Raw genomic sequence first — 12,957 nt, 5'->3', positions numbered from 1 at the left:
TTGATTAAGTTGGACTAGTGTCAGATGGTTCGGTAACTGGCGGTTGCGTCACAGTTATACATGGATTTGGTGCGTCTGATTGTAAAACAACGCCAAAACGGTTGACTTGGGAGGAGTTTAGCAATACTGTTGCTGGCCAAGGTTTTGAATTTCGGGGAACAGGGATAGTTACAACTGGGTTATTAGGATTAGCTGGAGTTTGGGTACTTTTATTGGCACAGACTCGCATAGACACCAAAAAACTGCCAGAAGTAGGATTTGGATTTGATTTTTTCTCAATAACTTCTAAAAAAGTCCCACGGGGGAGTGATTGATTGTTTCCCAAGGAGATGTCATTGTTAGTTTGAATTACCCAACCAGGAGAAAGATTAGCCAGCGATCGCGGTGCGGGTGTTGCTTCGATGGTAGGATTTTGAGTTTGTAATGGATTGGAAAAAATTGGAGAGGTTCCTCGCAGTTGCTTGACGAACAATCCTAAAAAACCTGCTGCAACGACAAATATTAATGGAACTATCCACTGTGGGAGAAATTTAGCAGTTTTGACTGGCTTAATTTCTGGAATTACCTGAGTTACTCGCTTTGATAAAAACTGAGTCGGGAATTCATTTGCTTTTACCTCTTCTAAAAACGTATCTACATCAATTGAAGTGCTTCAGTAAAGTCCCGCTCATATTGCTGTAACTTTTGTCTAAATTCCTGACGAGCAACTGCTAACATCTCATCTTCAATTGCAGTTGCTTCTATTTCGGATATTCCCAAGCGTCTTCTGAGCGCGTCCAAAGTCTTGCGACCACAAAAGAAACATCGCCACGGCTACTGTATCGCGCCACTTCTTTACGATACTTCTGTTTAGGATCGCCTTGCGGAACTTTTGTAAGTCGAATCTTAAAGCCTTCTCTACTTGTGTAGATTTCTGGCTTCATCGTCGGCTGTATTTCTCTAACTTTTCTGCTGGCATACTCATGCAACTCGTCAATTGAGACAACGCCATCTTCATCTAAGTCTGCCGCCCCGGTTGTGATTCCTTCAATCAAATAACTTGGATTGTTGTAAATACAAAATTTGCCAATATTCATAACGTGCTATGAATGAGAAGAGTACTGTAAAGTAAAAATAGATACTCTTGCTTACCACATTTACTTTGTTAATTTAGCAATACCAGAGCGATCGCAATTGCTGCCTAAATTATGATTTCATCATCCTAAAGTTACAGAGGCACTTTGAATTTAGTACAAAATTTATCAAATTTATGTCTAAAGAAATAAGCACAAAATTAACCTGGCTCTACCTAAAAATTCTCTATGCATAGAATAGTCAATTCTCAACAAATATCTCTATAGATATAACTAAAAAACCTACTTTTATTAGAATTACGCCTTTAGGCTCACGCAATTTAAACTAAAAAGGTCAATACTAAAAAATAACATTATTCAGAATTAAATCTGGTTGTAATTAAAAATTGCAGCCTAGACAACAAACAAATAGACAAATAGAGAAAAAAGCACAAACAATGGCAACTTCTACAGACCGCGATCAACAGATTCAAAAACTGCATGAACTAATCAAAGATATTGATTATGGTATGTTTACTACAGTCGATGATGATGGCAGCTTGCATAGTTACCCTATGTCAAAGAGTGGTGAGATTAACTCTGATAGTATACTCTGGTTTTTTACTTATGCTGGTTCCCATAAGGTAACTGAAATTGAACACCATGAGCAGGTCAATATTAGTTTCTCATCACCCGAACAGCAGCGATACGTTTCTATCTCAGGTACAGCACAACTTGTAAAAGACCGCAACAAGATGCGAGAGCTATGGAAGCCGGAACTTCAAACCTGGTTTCCTAAAGGACTAGACGAACCTGATATTGCTTTGTTGAAGGTGAATATTAACCAGGTTAATTATTGGGATAGTGTATCGAGTTTCAAGCCACAAACAATTAGTTTTTTGACACCATCACGTCTTTAAGTAATTCGTAATACTTCTCTAGGAGAGGCTGCACTTCGACTACGCTCTGTTACCACGCCAACAGCTGCGCTCAGGAACCACCCGTCGTAGACATCGCTCCATTTGTTTTCATGAAAATATGATGACTAATAAGGAATCGCTTTTGCTTTATAGGATATAGTACAGTTTTAGAGATATGAGCAAAAATGAATGTAGAGACGTAGCACTGCTATGTTTCTACAAGGGTTATGGGTAACACATATTTAATTTTACTCATATCTCTTTTATGTAAAATCGTAGTCTTTCTAAACGCACAGGGACGAAAAGCAAGCGCAGAGTGTTTTGGAAGCAATGTTGTATTTAGGAAGTATCAGATGTCGCACAAACAATTGATTTATTGCTGGCAAAAATGGTTACTTCCCATCTTGATGTCTGCCACTGTGCAAATAGTGGTTCTAACATTAGGGATCTTGAGCATCTTGGGAAGCACTGCTCCTATGAGTCATGCTCAAGCTGTTTTTAGCACTATGCACATCCAGCAGCAACAGATACCATCAAAATCAACAGTGCTAAATGCTACTGTATATCACAGTCCCGATTGTAACTGTTGTGGCGGGTGGATTGATCACTTAAAGGCACAGGGTTTTAAAATCACAGATTTTTCAACAACTGACATCGAAACAGTCAAACAAAAGTACAACGTGCCGGATAACTTGTCATCTTGCCACACAGCAATTGTTGATGGATATGTTATTGAAGGACACGTCCCAGCAGACGACATCAAACGTCTGCTGCAAGAAAAGCCAAATGTTATTGGTTTATCTGTTCCTCAAATGCCTGTAGGCACTCCTGGGATGGAAATGGGGAATCGAAAAGACCCGTTTTCTGTGCTTTCTTTTGATCGCAAGAACTCAGTAGTAGTATTCAATAAGTATCCTGGTGAGTCCTGATTAAAAGGGTCTTTTAACTCGAAACTCACCACTCTTTATTTAGAACCAGTTTTGATCAACTGCGACAAATGACTTAACCATCTCCTTAACCAGAAAGTAGATGGTGTGCTGGCAATATTTTGAGAAAGAAACTCAATGGCATGGTTACAATCTTGCAGACTGGCATCGAGTCCCATTGCATGATAAATTTCACGAGCATTGCAAAAGGCAGCCATCGCTTCTGATTCTCGATTGATTTTTTCTAATACCAAACCCAAATTAAACCAGGCATTTGCTTCCCCATTTAGGTCATTAAGATCCCTTCTAATCTCTAATGATTGCTGATAAAAATCCAACGCCCTTTGGTACTTTCCTAAAGCCTTATAAGCACTGCCCAATCCGCTCAAGGCCATGCTTTCAGCATTGCGTTGGCTTTGCCCGCCGTAGGCATCGCTAATGAATTTTGCTAGCCCTAACCATTGTTGGTAAAACTCAATTGCTAGTTGGTAAGATCCCAATGATTCATAAGTATTGCCCAAACTTCCCAGGCAAATGCATTCCCCAGTCCAATCGCCTGTTTTCTTGGTAATACTCAACCACTGGTGATAGAATTCAATCGCTTGCTCGTACTTACCCAGGTATTCATAAGTATTACCCAAGCTTCCCAAGCAAATACCTTCCCCAGTGCGATCGCCTATTTTCCTGGTAATACTTAACCACTGGTGATAAAATTCAATCGCTCGCTGGTATTTTCCCAGTGATTGGTAAGCGTTACCCAACCCAGATAAAGATTTGGCTTCTTCTAAGCGATCGCCTATTTCTTTAGCTATATCTAACCACTGCTGATAAAACTCAATTGCTAGGTGGTACTCACCTAGTGACTGGTAAGCATTGCCCAAACTTGCCAAAGAAATGACTTCTGCATTGCGATCGCCTGTTTCTCTGGCTTTTTCTAAGCACTGCTCTTCAAACTCAATGGACTCAATATTATTTAGGCTCCCGGATCTTATTACTTCTGTCATTCTCTATAGAAATTTTTGCTCGATAAGCTGTCGATTATACAATTTTCTATGGCTTTAGCACAGGATAAATATAACTTATGTCAAAATTTAGAAATTATTCTTCAATATCAAGCTTTCTTGTATACTTTTAATACACTGCAATCACTATGTATAAAAGGCTTTTATTTATCCTTAGTAACAAGCATACAAATATACCATACTGAAAAACTTAGCTTTCTCAAAAGATACAAGAAAAATCAAATTAATCAGCAGCAGCATAATCTGGTAATACGTTGAGTTCTAAATTAACAGCACTTAAATAATTTTGATCGTTTAAAACTTGTGATGGTAATTTATCTGCATTCACAGCAGCTTTAACCAAATCTTTCGCAAGAATATTTTTATTCAGAGTTTTAAGTACTAGTGCTTCTCCGCTAGGAATACCGTGTTGTTGCAGACCTCCTTGATAAGCAAAAGTAACTAGATTAAAAGGCTGGAGGTAATTCGCAGAAGTCGAGTTAGTGGATAAATTATTAGAGTTAACAGCTATTGTTTCACTGTTGTTAGTAGTAGCTGTTTGAGCGCCAGCGATTCCAGGTACAAGAGTGATAGAAGCAAAAATCAGTGCAGAATTTATTAAGGTAGTAAGTTTCATAAGTTATACTTAGGTAAAATGCAATCGGTGTTCCTTAGTAATAGAGTCCTCTTTATTATTAATCTCAACTTCCTTCAGTCAGGTCATCTGATCGGTTGATCTATGACTCACCCAAAAGGGTGAGCTAATTGAGTGATACAAACAGCAATAGAGACTCAGTTGAGTCTAGACACAACAAGGATTGGTTGAAATTCTCAACTACTTAACTGAGGCAAGTTGAACATTTATGCAATTTTTGAGTTCGCCTGTTGAGTTCCCCTCACAAAGCAGAGATTTCTGCGGCAGGTGACTCAAATACGCTCATTCACCCAAGCCTAATCACAAGTATTTCCCCGAATGTCAGAGAAAAACACTGCGTGCTGCTTTGCTAAAGCGTCTCTACATACCTAAAATTCTCTCTTAGGAGAAAAACTTGACACTTAAGTGATTATTTAGTATAAATGTACTATAGAAGTGCTTGATATTGCATAAAACTTTACCACTCCCGACTACGCCAATAGGAGAGTAGAAAATAAATGAAGCTATCTAAGATAGACTTGAGCAGTTTAGTAGCGATCGCTCATTCTGATGGATATTTGCAGTTGTTGCTCGATCGAGGCAACGAACTAGAGTTTTTAGAAATTCCGGCACCGATACAAGCTTATGAAGGATTGCAAGAACTCAACGAAGCGATTGCCGAAACGACTGCATTACCCTTTGAAGAAGAACCAATCGTCATGCTACCAGTTGTCTCATCAATGGCTATGGCTGTAGGCTACGATCGCAACGAACAGATTTTGCAAGTTGAGTTTCAAAGTGGAGCGGTTTATCAGTACTTAGGCGTAGACGAGGATACTTGGGAAGATTTACATTCCTCGGACTCAATTGGCAGCTTTTTCAATCAAGAGATTAAAGGTAGATATGAGTGCGATCGTCTAGATCATGCAGATTAATGACTAATAACTGCATGTAGGGTTTTCAATAATTCTTGCGTTGTATAAGGTTTAGGTAAAAAGGCTGTATACTCAGCCGTTTTATCGATCGGTACTTCTTCACTTTTTACTAGTCCACTTACAGCAATAATCGGCAACAGCGGATTTATATCTTGCAATGTGCGAATGGTAATTGCTCCATCCATCTTAGCCACTCAACATAGACTAGTAATGCTTTCTTCAGAGACAATAGAAAAAACCCATATAATATCAACGCAGTTATGACAACCACACTTACCTCTGCTGTTAAACCAAGAGCCGAAGATAGTTTTGCCATTACCTTTGCGCCATTATCTCTGGAAGAAATCTACGCCAAATCTGACGATTCAGCCAATGGTGCTGTGGTTGTGATGAGTGGTATGGTTCGCAATCAAACCGATGGTAAACCTGTGATTGCTCTAGAGTATCAAGCTTATGAACCAATGGCGTTGCGGATATTTTATCAAATTGCTGCTGATATTCGCTTATCTATGCCTGATGTGAATCGAGTCGCGATTTATCATCGTGTTGGACGTTTGCAAGTTGGGGAAATCAGCGTTTTAGTAGCTGTGGGTTCTCCTCATCGAAGTGAGGCGTTTGAAGCTTGCCAATATGCTATTGATACGCTCAAACACAATGCCCCTATATGGAAGAAAGAACATTGGCAAGACGGTTCTAGCACCTGGGTGAGTATTGGTGCGTGTGAAACATCAGGAGAAAATTGTTGATTTGAAGAAGAATTCAGAAATCAGGAGTCAGATTGGAATGGCACTAAGAAAAGCTCTAAGCTATGCGGGATAAGCGCTACAGCTTTTAAAGCTATTGAATTTTGACATCCTCACCGACCTAAAGGCGCTCTTAAGAAGGAGTAATGAGTAATAAGTAATGAGTAATGAGTACAATACCTCTGCCAATTTACGAGGGTTCAACGCCAGTGGAAACGGGATGAATACGTCCTAAAGAAGTAAGCTTGGCAAAAATCTGGGTTAATAAAATAGGCTCAGGGATTTCGGGAAGCATTTTTAACATTTCACGAACATATCGAAAACCACGATGGTAAGCCTTAAGGTCAATAATGCCAGAACCGGGATTGAGTTGCTGGAAATCAGCGAGAAGATGGTGGGATAAATTGACCATAAAAAATGCTAAATTAGAAGCATTAGTCACGGCAGTTTGGCTCAGGTTCATAAAATCTTCCAATCCCCAAAACTGCTTGGCATCCCTAAAATTAAACTCGATTTGGAAACGGAGTTTGTAATAGTCGATAATTTTTTCAAATGACAGAGTTAGGTCGCTAGAAAAAATAATTACATGGCTGCAAGCATTAGTTTTAAGATTGGTTTTGACCAAAATCACTACATTGAGAGCTTGGGCAAATTCTTTGTGAATAAGAGTGGCTTGATAAATATCAGTTTGAATATCATCCTCAATAGCACTTTTACATAAGTATTTGTCAGGTATATTACGATAGTCTAGCTTATCACCGTATTTACGACGAGAGCGCTTACTGGAGTCAGGATTTTCATAAGGGAAGTATAATGCTGAATCATGGCGCAATTTGGAAATTATCTGCAAGTTGACAAGACGTGCCATCTGCAAAGCATTGTTGTTACCAAAATGACCATCTACTACCAAGTAGGTGAGGGAAATAGAGTTAGCTAATAACTTGAATAGTGAACCAATCATTTTCTGAATTAGTATTAATTCAGATGTTAATATCACTTCCTTTTTATTTTTGTTTTTACTTCCTTTTGGTCGTCCACGCCCACGCTTTTCTTTTTTGTTTGGTTTTTCGATTGTCGAGGTACTTTTTGTTTGAGTATCTTTCTTTATTACCTGTTCTATCTGAATCGGAAACGAGTGCCTCTGTTCAACACTCACTAATGATAATACAAAGAAAGATAATCCTGATATCGGTTTATTGGCTAGGCTAGAAAAGAATCTATCTAATCCATAAGTCTTTTTACCCGATTTACTGACTACAACTTCATCTCCTGCAAGCAAATATACCTCATTCGCACGGAACAAATGCTTGCGGAAAAATAGCCAAAACAATGTAGCCCAAGGTATTACTGTATGAAAAAACCGCAACATCGTCCGATAACTACCACCAATGCCTGCCCAACGGGAAATTCCCAACATCGTGACTCGTCCGCTCATCGCTAACATAGCCAGGATTATCTGGTTCAATTGCCGCATCGTCGTAGCGTTTATCTGCGGTAGCAAGCATTGTAGCAGTGATAAGATATCGGACATGGGCTGATTGTAGTTTTTGAGTTGTCGTTGTGAGAGACAATAACTCTACTACATCGGCCCTCTCTCCTCATCCTCTTATTTTGGCTAAGGTATTGGAGTAAATACCCATTTTTCATCCACTATGAAACTCATTACTTTAAAGCATTGCGTGAAGCCTTAAGATTCAGACCCAAATATGTGGTGAAGGTATTGGTATGGAACAGGCGACTGTCCTTGATGCAACGTTGCGTAGCACTGCCGCCGTAGGCATCGCTCGCTGGTAACATTGAGAGTGCGCTTTGCTCCTGGTGTAACTAACTGCCTAACTTCCCACCTTGTTGCGATCGCTGTGCCTGACAGAGACAGTGGGATCAGATGTACGGGTTGCCGAGTTATTGCTGCCTAATTTTGTCCGAAGTATTGTTATAAAAAACTAGTAGTCTGACGCAGCTCGAGGATAATTTGAACAGCACCAACCACAGCTATAAGCCCAATCAACTCCATACCTGACAAACCCGCGCCAACTACAGCGAGAATCAGAATAACAGTTGCTGCCACAAAGCGATACCCCGCTCGGACTTTGCAGCGTAGTCTGGTGTCAGTGCTCACACCTGTAAGATAGATGATTCCAAGGGTAAAGAAGCACAGCGCCAAGCTAGCGCAAATAAGCCAGCGTTCAGCAGATGCCAGTACCAGACCTGTATCACTTGCTAGAGCGTGCTCCACCCCAACTCCGGTAGCGGCAATACCAATCACCAAAGGTAAGTGCATATAGACCCAAGTCTGATAAGCTCTTATGTGGCGGCAAGCACGAGCAGCCTGGATTGCTGAACCACCAAGGTTGTCAAAATACAGCCACCACAAACTAAAAGCAATAGTCAAGCCAAACACGGCAGTATATGCTGATGAGAAATTCCACTGCTGTTGTGCGACCCCATTAACTACCGCTAAGACTGCCTCGCCTAGCACAATTAAGGTAAATAAGCCAAAACGCTCAGGCAAGTGTGAAGCGTGGGGAGCCAGTTCCACATGCACAGCCTTTCCTGCTGTCAATACTATTCCAAATTCTACTGTCAGCGCTAAGATCCAAAACCCAAATCGCAGTGGTATTGGTACAAATGCCGACACCAGCCAAAGCAATGCCCCTAGTCCAGAACCGCTCACGATTCGGGTTGTTAGTGGTCGTGCTGTAACTATATGCTTTCCAGCACGTAAGAACTCAAGGACAAGCAACACCCGAGCAATAGCGTACGAAAGAGCGAAACCAACTGAACTTTTACCCAACCCGTCGTGTACGTTCACAGCTAGTGCCGCCACTGCAAGCATTTGTAAAGCGGTCAGGAGTCGGTGTCCCAAATCATCAGTATCAAATAGATTGGCGTAGAACGTAGCTCCAATCCAAGACCACCAAATCGGCACAAAGAGCATCAAAAAGCCAAGGAAGCCCGATAGTGATACATCCCGATTCAAATTGTGAGCAAGTTCCGAAATCGCAACTACGAAAAATAGATCAAAAAAGAGTTCCAACCACGTCGCGTGCCGTTCTTCTTCCTTATCTTCACTAATACGTAATTCAGGAGATTTCAACCATTTATTCATCCCACACACTCCTTAATCAACTGTGTATAAATTGCATAGTTGTATCATCAGATGGTATAAATTGGCATTGATGGCATTCAGATGTTTTTTCAACCAAAGATATGGGCAGAATAACCTGAAAACGGGTGTTTCCTGGTTCGGAGAACAAGCGGATCTCGCCTTTATGCTTTTCAACAATTCGGTAACTAATCACTAGACCTAAGCCTGTTCCCTGACCCACCCCCTTGGTGGTAAAGAAAGGCTCGAATATCCGCTCTTGGATCTCTGGCGGAATGGCTGGACCATTGTTGGCAATTTCTACTAGCACACACTTATTTTCTCGTGCTGTGCGAATCCTGATTTGTCCTTGTCCACTCATTGCATCAATCGCATTGTCAATCAAGTTCGTCCATACCTGGTTGAGTTCGCTACCATACACCAAGATTAGTGGTAGGCTCCGGTCATAATCGCGCGTTAGACTAATGCCACCCTTGAGCTTATGACCAAGAATAGTCAGCGTACTTTCAACTCCCTGGTGTATATCCACCTCCTGCATCGGAGCCTGATCCATATAGGAGTACTCTTTAATAGCTTTGACCAGTTCGGAAATGCGCCCCGAACTTTGGTCAATTTCGTCCAACAACTCAATTCCTGTGAGTGTGGCTCGAGCCAAGCTAGAACTTCAGCGAGTGATCCTGGGGGTAAATGCTCCACAATAGTATCCAGGGATTGAGTATCCAGTCCTCCCCGGACTAAGGAAGAAACAATTTTCCAGCCATCAGGCACGTTGTGTAAATCCAACCAGGCTGTCACTTCTTGTTCGCGATCGCTCTGCGCAAGTAAATTTTCTAAGTCGCAGGGTGTTTTGGCACGTACAATTACTGAGTGCAACAAGTTGTCAAGAAACAACAGTTGTTCTTTTGTCATCTGCCTGTGATTGAGTTGGAGTCCAAGGTATGGCAATTGTTGAAAGATTTTCTGCAAGTGCTTCCCACCTCGAACAACGGCTGTTGCTGGGTTGTTTAACTCGTGGGCTAGTCCAGCTGCTAAAGTACCCAGTGCAATTAGCTTTTGGTGGTGTTGTGACATAGATTCCAACATTTGCACCCGTTGTGCCGTGATGATTAAAAGGTCACGTGTAATCGACGGACAGGTTGTCAGCATTTCCCAGAAAGTATCTGTGTGCCATTTCAACATATAACTCGGTTTCACGGCACGCACGTTGAGAAGATAGTGAGGAACATCTAATAAAATCAACTCATGACCTGTATATGTTCCAGCACCAAAACTCATGACGTGTTTTTCTGCATTGCCGACCTTTTTAGTAAACTCAATTTCGCCTTCGATCAGTACATAGAAATAGTCTAGTGGTTCTCCCTCAATGGCTATGTATTCTCCCGAAACCAGACATAGTTCGCAGCCGTGTTCAGATAACCATTGCAATTGCTCATCTGTCAATTGTGCAAAAAGTGACACTTGACGCAAAGCATCTAACATAATTACACCTTACTGAGATATTGATGGATGAACTGAATAGCGATCGCACCCTCTCCGACGCCAGAAGCAACTCGCTTCACAGACCCATTACGCACATCTCCAGCTACAAATATGCCTGGTACACTCGATTCCAGCAGGAAGGGTTGGCGATCCAGTTTCCATGCCTTTGAACATCGTTTATCGGGTATCAAGCTTGGCCCAGTTAAGATAAACCCTTGTTCGTCTCTGTCCACAATTCCAGCCAGCCAATCAGTGTGTGGGTTGGCGCCAATTAAAATGAACAGCAACTTTGTGGGAATAGTTTCCTTTTCGTGGGTTTTAGTGTCAGCGATCGTAATTGCTTCTAGGTTAGTCTGGCCATGAACCTCGACAATGTGAGAGTGAAACCGTACCGTGATATTGTCTGTTGCTAAGATTTGGTCTATCAAGTACTTTGACATACTTGTAGCCAGTGAGTTGCCGCGTACCAATATAGTCACACGGCGAGCATACTTAGAAATGTACACCGCAGCCTGCCCGGCTGAGTTAGCTCCGCCAACTACATAAACATCTTCATTTTGGCAGGAGAGTGCTTCGGTCATTGCCGCACCGTAGTATACACCGGCCCCAGTCACATTCTCAATCCCAGGCACATTAAGCTTACGATATGAAACACCTGTCGCAATCAGCAATGCGTAACAGCTTAATTCTGTCCCATCTTTCAGCTTAATGATGCGATAACAATCTTGCAAGCGAATGTCAATTACCTCTTGAGGCGAGAGAATCTCTACTCCGAATCGTTTAGCTTGAGTAACGGCGCGGCGAGCTAATTCCGATCCAGGAATTCCTTGGGGAAAGCCTAAATAGTTCTCGATCCGGGAACTCGTCCCTGCTTGACCCCCTGGAGCTTCTTTTTCAATCAATACTGTGCGTAGACCTTCAGAAGCTCCATAGACTGCTGCTGCTAAACCAGCTGGTCCAGCCCCCACGATCGCCAAATCGTAAAAGGGCATTTGGGCCTGCATCTTCAACCCGATTTTTTCAGCAATTTCGGCGTGCGTTGGCTGTATGAGATACGAACCGTCAGGGCAAACTACTAGTGGCAAATGCGCGGTATTACATTGAGCATATCTAACCCACTCACGCGCTTCTTCTTCTACCTCAATGTCCAACCACTGATAAGGCATATAGTTGCGGGCCAAGAAGTCCTTAATGTGATGACTCTTGGGCGACCAACGAGAGCCAATAACGCGGATACCTTCAAAGGGTGGGCGGTATGACGAAATCCAATCGTCTAATAAATCGCTCAGAGCTGGATACAGAAGGTCTTGTGGCGGCTCCCAAGGTTTGAGAAGATAGTAATCAATCTTTGCTGTATTTATCGCAGAGATAGCAGCATCGGTGTCTGCATAAGCTGTTAGTAAAACTCGTTTTGCAGACGGGAAAATTTGCATAGCCTGTTCCAGGAACTGCACGCCCGACATTTGTGGCATCCGCTGGTCTACTACACAGAGCGCAACTGTTTCGTTACGTAATTTTACCTGTTGCAATACTCTTAAAGCATTTGCACCTGAGTTGGCTCGTAGTACCCGAAAGCGATCGCCATACTCATGTCGGAGATCTCGCTCTATGACTCGTAGAACTCCGGGGTCATCGTCAACAGTAAGTAGTACAGGATTAACCAAAATAGCTCCTTTCTGGGGATGATATTTGTAATTATTTGCCTCATCCTAAGCCTTGAGTGTCTTATGACTATATTTAGAACTATTGACTGACACTTTTGTTAGGGTTCAGGCTTTAAAATCGGTTGTTATATAACAACAATACAGCCAAGAGTCCTGAGTAGCTTTTGATGGAAAATATCTTTGCCACAAGGGAAGATAGTCTAAGTTTTACCCCTTCCAATAGATTTTTTCTCAAATGCAAAGCCAACTCTGTACAAGGTTTTGAGATGAATTCTACTAAACAGATTTAGTATTTTTATACAGAATTTAGTTGCAGTTGTGTCAAAGACAAAGCATAGTCCCAATACTCTTTGAATAAGTAAGGGAGGCTAGGAGTGCAGGGAGAAAAACTTCCCCAGACCCCCCGCTCCCCCTGCTCCCTTTACTCATTTTAACAAATAACTTTCCTTAACCGAACTGTATTGAGCCTAGTCCTAATAGCTTTGGATAAACTCTAC

The 12,957-nt window shown here is 41.7% G+C and carries 15 protein-coding genes; 4 read left to right on the top strand and 11 right to left on the bottom strand.

The window, feature by feature from the left end:
* Positions 1–4 precede the first annotated feature (4 nt).
* From QUD05_RS21580 to QUD05_RS21570, 3 genes are all read right to left on the bottom strand, one after another.
* The gene (locus tag QUD05_RS21580) at positions 5–472 is read right to left on the bottom strand and encodes a hypothetical protein (RefSeq protein ID WP_289797858.1); all 468 of its coding nucleotides are present in this window, start codon (positions 470–472) and stop codon (positions 5–7) included.
* Positions 473–633: 161 nt separating this feature from the next.
* The gene (locus tag QUD05_RS21575) at positions 634–759 is read right to left on the bottom strand and encodes a hypothetical protein (protein WP_289797857.1); all 126 of its coding nucleotides are present in this window, start codon (positions 757–759) and stop codon (positions 634–636) included.
* Positions 741–1,076 carry a hypothetical protein gene (locus tag QUD05_RS21570; RefSeq protein ID WP_289797856.1) on the bottom strand — a complete coding sequence of 112 codons (336 nt, stop codon included), beginning with the start codon at positions 1,074–1,076 and terminating at the stop codon, positions 741–743. The genes QUD05_RS21575 and QUD05_RS21570 overlap by 19 nt, the downstream gene beginning before the upstream one ends.
* A gap of 434 nt (positions 1,077–1,510) precedes the next feature.
* On the opposite strand from QUD05_RS21570, the gene QUD05_RS21565 reads away from it, so the two are divergent.
* Together QUD05_RS21565 and QUD05_RS21560 are read left to right on the top strand one after the other, a co-directional pair.
* On the top strand, positions 1,511–1,972 hold the full coding sequence (locus QUD05_RS21565) for a pyridoxamine 5'-phosphate oxidase family protein (protein WP_289797855.1): 462 nt from the start codon (positions 1,511–1,513) through the stop codon (positions 1,970–1,972).
* 353 nt (positions 1,973–2,325) lie between these two features.
* A complete protein-coding gene (locus QUD05_RS21560; RefSeq protein ID WP_289797854.1) occupies positions 2,326–2,901 on the top strand; it encodes a DUF411 domain-containing protein in 576 nt (191 codons plus the stop codon).
* Positions 2,902–2,936: 35 nt separating this feature from the next.
* Here QUD05_RS21560 and QUD05_RS21555 read toward each other — a convergent pair whose 3' ends face one another.
* Entirely contained in the window at positions 2,937–3,902 is a 966-nt protein-coding gene (locus QUD05_RS21555; protein WP_289797853.1) for a tetratricopeptide repeat protein, read from the bottom strand.
* Between the two features lie 241 nt (positions 3,903–4,143).
* Complete coding sequence (locus tag QUD05_RS21550) at positions 4,144–4,536, bottom strand: hypothetical protein (RefSeq protein ID WP_289797852.1); 393 nt, start codon at positions 4,534–4,536, stop codon at positions 4,144–4,146.
* Positions 4,537–5,051: 515 nt separating this feature from the next.
* On the opposite strand from QUD05_RS21550, the gene QUD05_RS21545 reads away from it, so the two are divergent.
* The gene (locus tag QUD05_RS21545; protein WP_289797851.1) at positions 5,052–5,468 is read left to right on the top strand and encodes a KTSC domain-containing protein; all 417 of its coding nucleotides are present in this window, start codon (positions 5,052–5,054) and stop codon (positions 5,466–5,468) included.
* Here the strand turns inward: QUD05_RS21545 and QUD05_RS21540 are convergent.
* Complete coding sequence (locus QUD05_RS21540; RefSeq protein WP_322636757.1) at positions 5,465–5,653, bottom strand: response regulator; 189 nt, start codon at positions 5,651–5,653, stop codon at positions 5,465–5,467. The genes QUD05_RS21545 and QUD05_RS21540 overlap by 4 nt on opposite strands.
* Positions 5,654–5,728: 75 nt before the next feature.
* Between QUD05_RS21540 and QUD05_RS21535 the strand changes: the two genes are divergently transcribed.
* Positions 5,729–6,214, top strand: a complete 486-nt coding sequence (locus QUD05_RS21535; RefSeq protein ID WP_289797850.1) for a molybdenum cofactor biosynthesis protein MoaE — start codon at positions 5,729–5,731, stop codon at positions 6,212–6,214.
* Between the two features lie 187 nt (positions 6,215–6,401).
* On the opposite strand, the gene QUD05_RS21530 is transcribed toward QUD05_RS21535, so the two are convergent.
* From QUD05_RS21530 to QUD05_RS21510, 5 genes are all read right to left on the bottom strand, one after another.
* Positions 6,402–7,742 (bottom strand): transposase, encoded by a 1,341-nt coding sequence (locus tag QUD05_RS21530; protein ID WP_289794346.1) that lies wholly within the window; start codon positions 7,740–7,742, stop codon positions 6,402–6,404.
* A gap of 402 nt (positions 7,743–8,144) precedes the next feature.
* Positions 8,145–9,320 carry a low temperature requirement protein A gene (locus QUD05_RS21525; RefSeq protein ID WP_289800039.1) on the bottom strand — a complete coding sequence of 392 codons (1,176 nt, stop codon included), beginning with the start codon at positions 9,318–9,320 and terminating at the stop codon, positions 8,145–8,147.
* Between the two features lie 16 nt (positions 9,321–9,336).
* Positions 9,337–9,870 carry a sensor histidine kinase gene (locus QUD05_RS21520; protein ID WP_289797849.1) on the bottom strand — a complete coding sequence of 178 codons (534 nt, stop codon included), beginning with the start codon at positions 9,868–9,870 and terminating at the stop codon, positions 9,337–9,339.
* Positions 9,813–10,796, bottom strand: coding sequence for a cyclic nucleotide-binding domain-containing protein (locus QUD05_RS21515; RefSeq protein ID WP_289797848.1), 984 nt, complete (start codon positions 10,794–10,796; stop codon positions 9,813–9,815). Before QUD05_RS21515 ends, QUD05_RS21520 begins: the two co-directional genes overlap by 58 nt.
* Positions 10,797–10,798: 2 nt before the next feature.
* Positions 10,799–12,460, bottom strand: a complete 1,662-nt coding sequence (locus QUD05_RS21510) for an FAD-dependent oxidoreductase (protein ID WP_289797847.1) — start codon at positions 12,458–12,460, stop codon at positions 10,799–10,801.
* Between the last annotated feature and the right edge of the window lie 497 nt (positions 12,461–12,957).

This window comes from Nostoc sp. GT001, assembly GCF_030382115.1.
Taxonomy (GTDB): domain Bacteria; phylum Cyanobacteriota; class Cyanobacteriia; order Cyanobacteriales; family Nostocaceae; genus Nostoc.
This window is presented reverse-complemented; position numbering and strand designations above follow the sequence as displayed.

Bases quoted from the DNA above. Each gene is read 5' to 3' on its own strand.
- QUD05_RS21570 (WP_289797856.1), bottom strand. From the start codon at position 1,076: ATGAATATTGGCAAATTTTGTATTTACAACAATCCAAGTTATTTGATT.
- QUD05_RS21565 (WP_289797855.1), top strand. From the start codon at position 1,511: ATGGCAACTTCTACAGACCGCGATCAACAGATTCAAAAACTGCATGAA.
- QUD05_RS21560 (WP_289797854.1), top strand. From the start codon at position 2,326: ATGTCGCACAAACAATTGATTTATTGCTGGCAAAAATGGTTACTTCCC.
- QUD05_RS21555 (WP_289797853.1), bottom strand. From the start codon at position 3,902: ATGACAGAAGTAATAAGATCCGGGAGCCTAAATAATATTGAGTCCATT.
- QUD05_RS21550 (WP_289797852.1), bottom strand. From the start codon at position 4,536: ATGAAACTTACTACCTTAATAAATTCTGCACTGATTTTTGCTTCTATC.
- QUD05_RS21545 (WP_289797851.1), top strand. From the start codon at position 5,052: ATGAAGCTATCTAAGATAGACTTGAGCAGTTTAGTAGCGATCGCTCAT.
- QUD05_RS21540 (WP_322636757.1), bottom strand. From the start codon at position 5,653: ATGGATGGAGCAATTACCATTCGCACATTGCAAGATATAAATCCGCTG.
- QUD05_RS21535 (WP_289797850.1), top strand. From the start codon at position 5,729: ATGACAACCACACTTACCTCTGCTGTTAAACCAAGAGCCGAAGATAGT.
- QUD05_RS21530 (WP_289794346.1), bottom strand. From the start codon at position 7,742: ATGTCCGATATCTTATCACTGCTACAATGCTTGCTACCGCAGATAAAC.
- QUD05_RS21525 (WP_289800039.1), bottom strand. From the start codon at position 9,320: ATGAATAAATGGTTGAAATCTCCTGAATTACGTATTAGTGAAGATAAG.
- QUD05_RS21520 (WP_289797849.1), bottom strand. From the start codon at position 9,870: ATGGATCAGGCTCCGATGCAGGAGGTGGATATACACCAGGGAGTTGAA.
- QUD05_RS21515 (WP_289797848.1), bottom strand. From the start codon at position 10,796: ATGTTAGATGCTTTGCGTCAAGTGTCACTTTTTGCACAATTGACAGAT.